Annotated in this window: 6 protein-coding genes; all 6 read right to left on the minus strand. The window is 54.1% G+C overall.

Annotated elements, in window-relative coordinates:
• Positions 1 to 812, minus strand: an 812-nt coding sequence (locus Q0510_RS13625; RefSeq protein ID WP_298712650.1) for an anti-sigma factor, incomplete at its 3' end; no start/stop codon positions are given.
• Positions 813 to 827: 15 nt separating this feature from the next.
• Positions 828 to 1,379: a sigma-70 family RNA polymerase sigma factor gene (locus tag Q0510_RS13630; protein ID WP_298712652.1), complete on the minus strand. Its 552-nt coding sequence runs from the start codon at positions 1,377 to 1,379 to the stop codon at positions 828 to 830.
• A gap of 112 nt (positions 1,380 to 1,491) precedes the next feature.
• On the minus strand, positions 1,492 to 2,070 hold the full coding sequence (gene def, locus Q0510_RS13635) for a peptide deformylase (protein ID WP_298712655.1): 579 nt from the start codon (positions 2,068 to 2,070) through the stop codon (positions 1,492 to 1,494).
• A gap of 52 nt (positions 2,071 to 2,122) precedes the next feature.
• A complete protein-coding gene (gene ruvX / locus Q0510_RS13640; RefSeq protein ID WP_298712658.1) occupies positions 2,123 to 2,536 on the minus strand; it encodes a Holliday junction resolvase RuvX in 414 nt (137 codons plus the stop codon).
• Between the two features lie 3 nt (positions 2,537 to 2,539).
• On the minus strand, positions 2,540 to 3,412 hold the full coding sequence (locus Q0510_RS13645; RefSeq protein WP_298712663.1) for a UbiA-like polyprenyltransferase: 873 nt from the start codon (positions 3,410 to 3,412) through the stop codon (positions 2,540 to 2,542).
• Positions 3,413 to 3,414: 2 nt separating this feature from the next.
• The coding region (locus Q0510_RS13650) for an RNA methyltransferase (RefSeq protein ID WP_298712666.1) at positions 3,415 to 3,944 on the minus strand (530 nt) is incomplete at its 5' end.

Below are 3,944 nucleotides of genomic sequence, written 5' to 3' on the forward strand. Positions count from 1 at the left end.
GTGGGTGTGGGTGAGCCGCCTTTCTTTTCGAGGGTGACGGCGAACATTTGCGCGCCGGGTACGGCTTTCATTTTCTGGAAGCCGGCGGTGGCGGTGCTCATGTCGAATACGCCTGCGTCTACGGGTTTGCCGTTGACGATGCTCCACAGCTGGTATTGCTGATCGGCGGCGGGTTCGGGGAGATTATGAATGGTGAGGAGGACTTCCTGGGATTTGGGGTTCCAGTACACGGTGCCGAGCAGGCCGGGCCTGTTGGTGGTAACGGTGTACATGTTCACCGTTTTCATGTTGCGGATGGTGGAGAGCATGGATTCGCTTTCCTGCATCCGGGCCTGGAAGACTTTTTGTTCGGCCAGCATGTTTTCCTTTTCGTTGGCGAGCGCTTCATACTTCACTTTCCATTCATTTTCCGTCTGGCCTTGCTGGTAGATGTAATAGCCCAGGCCGATAACGCCTGCGAGTGCGGCCACGGCCACTACTCTCCATGCGGGATGAACGAGGGTGAGGGGCTTGCGTTCCCGGGGGATTTCCACTTCATACGCCGGAACGGCGCCTGCAGCGGTGACGTCGGCCATTTCGGCGGACTGGTCGTTATTGATCTGTAAGAACAGTTTGTCTTTAACATCCGCCGGCGGAGGCTGGCTTTGCATCTGGACATAACGCTCCATATCGAGCTGCGCCGCGTCTACCGCGGTTTTCAGCTCCGGCGACTGCTCCATGGCGCTGTGCAGGTCCCGAACTTCAGGTTCGGTCGCAAGCCCGGCAATGTAGCTTTCGATAATTCCGGATGATATGTAACGTTGAACGTCCACTTTGCTATTTGCTGATTACATCTGTTTTAAAACATTACGCAACTGGATAATGGCGTTGCGCATTCTGGTTTTCACCGTTCCTAAAGGAATATCCAGCAACCTGGCGATTTCTTCCTGGGTGCAGCCTTTATAATAGGCAAGATCAATAATCGTCCGCTGTTCTTTACTCAGCTTTTCCAACACCTTGGTGAGGCCAAGATGGTCCACAGATGGATGAACCGTTAGCTGACTCGATTGTAGATATACGTCATTGCTAAGTTCATGGATTTTTTGATCGAGCTTGTGGGCTTTGGAACGGAGTGTGTCTATGGCTGTGTTGCGGGCGATATTGAGCATCCATGTGAAAAGACGCCCTTTCTCTGTGTCATATTTTTCTATCCCCCGCCAGATTTTTAAAAATACTTCCTGCAATACATCACTGGCAGCATTTTCATCATTGAGCACTTTCAACACCACACCATAAAGCGCGGGCGAATAGTGATCGTACAGGTATCCGAATATCTGCTGGTCCCGCGCGCGGAGGCCCTGCACCAGTTCGATTTCGGTATATGTATTAGAAGTTCCCAAGTGTTGGATTCGGAAATAGTGGCTCGAAAATAATAAAAAATATTACAATATCAATTAAATCGGCATAAATATTTTATTTAATGCCGGACTTTAACGCCTCTACCGGAGAAGATCATTTCGGGAAAACCATCTTATAATCCACACGGATCTTGCCTTTCGAAATATCGTCGAGGCGGCTTTTGATGAGCCTTTTTTTCAGCGGCTTGAGGTAATCGATGAACAGCTTGCCGTCGATATGATCGTATTCGTGAAAGATGACACGGGCCGTAACGCCGTGGAACGTCTGCTCCTGCGGCTGGAAGTTTTCATCTACATACCGCAGCGTCACCTTCTCGGGGCGGTACACATCTTCCCGCACTTTCGGAATGCTGAGGCAGCCTTCGTTGTATGCCCAATCGTCGCCATCGGTATCTACGATGTGCGCGTTGATGAACACCTGTTTGATGCCCTCATCACCGGGAAATTCGTTCTTCTCCCCTTCCTCCAGGTTGTCGACAATCTGCTTGCTGTCTACCACAAACAGGCGGATGGGCTTGTTGATCTGCGGCGCAGCGAGCCCTACCCCGTTGGAGGCATACATGGTTTCCCACATGTTATCGATGAGCTGTTTCAGGTTCGGGTAATCGGGCGTGATGTCCGGACAAACTTCCCGGAGCACGGCGGCTCCATAGGCTACGATTGGTAATATCATTGTTAAAACTAATCTGTTGGAAAATGCAAATTTACAAAATTCCTGCCAGCCGTCAACCGTTGTACTGCAGGTACTCCTGCAACAGGATGGTGGCGCTGATTTCGTCGACCAGCCCTTTCTGCTGGCGGTCTTTCTTCTTCATCCCGCTGTCGAGCATGCTCCGGAAGGCCATTTTCGACGTAAATCTTTCATCCACCTGCTTCACCGGCATATCCGGAAAATGCTTGCCGAGGATGCGGATGCACTCCTGCACCAAGGCGGTTGCGTCGGTGGCCGAGCCGTCGAGATTGCGGGGCATGCCTATCAGGACCAGCTCCACCGCTTCCGCCGCGAAATATTTCTTCAGATAAGGGATCAGCTCGTGCGAAGGAACCGTTCCCAGCCCGCTGGCGATCATCTTTAAAGGATCTGTTACCGCCAGCCCCGTGCGCTTCTTGCCATAATCAATGGCCATTATTCTCGGCATTCGTCAGGATTTGAAAATGAACATGTCTGCAATCGCGAAAACGGCATACACCACGCTGGCAATACCATTCGTGGTCATAAACGCGATGTTCACGCGCGAAAGGTCGTGGGGCTTCACCAGCCGGTGCTGCGCGATCAGCATACCGATAAAAACGGCCGCCCCGATCCAGTACACCCAGTGGAAACCGCCCATGAGCCCTATCGCCACGGCCAACCCGGCCGACACCACGTGCAACACCTCCGAAAAACGGAGCGCCCCCACCTTACCCAGCCAGGCCGGAATGCTATGCAGCTGCTGCGAACGGTCGAAATCTTCGTCCTGCAGACTATATATAATATCAAATCCACTCACCCAGCACAACACCATCACGCTCAACAGCACCGGCAGCAGGCTGAAATAACCCGTCACCGCCAGGAAAGCCCCGATCGGCGCGAGCGACAGCCCCACTCCCAGCACCAGGTGGCACAGGGCGGTGAAACGTTTCGTATAACTATATCCCAGCACCACGATAATGGCTACGGGAGAAAGGAAAAAGCAAAGCGGGTTGATGAACCAGGTGGTCAGCATAAACAGGACCACGTTGCCGATCACGAAATACAGCGCATTGCTGGCGCTGATGATGCCCGCCGGGATCTCACGCTTCGCGGTACGCGGGTTGCGCCGGTCGATCTCCGCGTCCAGCCAGCGGTTGAACGCCATGGCGGCGCTCCGGGCAAACACCATGCAGAGCACCACGAGCAGGAACAGTTTCAGGCTGAAAGGCTCCCCCGCCCAGGTGACCGCCAGGAAGAAGCCGGTCAGGGCGAACGGCATAGCGAAAATGGTGTGGCTGAATTTAACGAGCGACAGGTAATTCCGGATAGTGTCTGATGCCATGTCTATTTTGCTTTGGTCAGTTTACAGAAAAGGTCCCAGATCACGATCCCCGTGCTCACGGAGATGTTGAGGGAATGTTTCATCCCCAGCTGGGGGATTTCGATGCATCCGTCGGCCAGCTGCATCACGGCGGGGTCTACCCCCGACACTTCGTTCCCGAAAACCAGCGCCAGCGGGCGGTCATCAGGCGCAAAATCATTGAGCATCACGCTGGTAGCGGCCTGTTCGATGGCGATAATGGCGAAACCCTCGGCCCGGAGCGCTTCCACGGCCTCCACGGTAGTCGGGAAATACTGCCACTCCACCGTATCGGTGGCGCCCAGGGCGGTTTTCTGGATATCCCGGTGCGGAGGAACGGGCGTATAGCCGCACAACACGATCCCCTGTAACAGGAAAGCGTCCGCCGTACGGAACACCGAGCCCACGTTGTGCATGCTGCGGACGTTGTCGAGCACCACCACCAGCGGGGTTTTGTCCGCCGCCTTGAATTCCGGCACCGTTTTCCGGCCCAGTTCGTCCATTTGTAACTTCC

The sequence above is a fragment of the uncultured Chitinophaga sp. genome (genome assembly GCF_937874145.1).
GTDB lineage: Bacteria > Bacteroidota > Bacteroidia > Chitinophagales > Chitinophagaceae > Chitinophaga.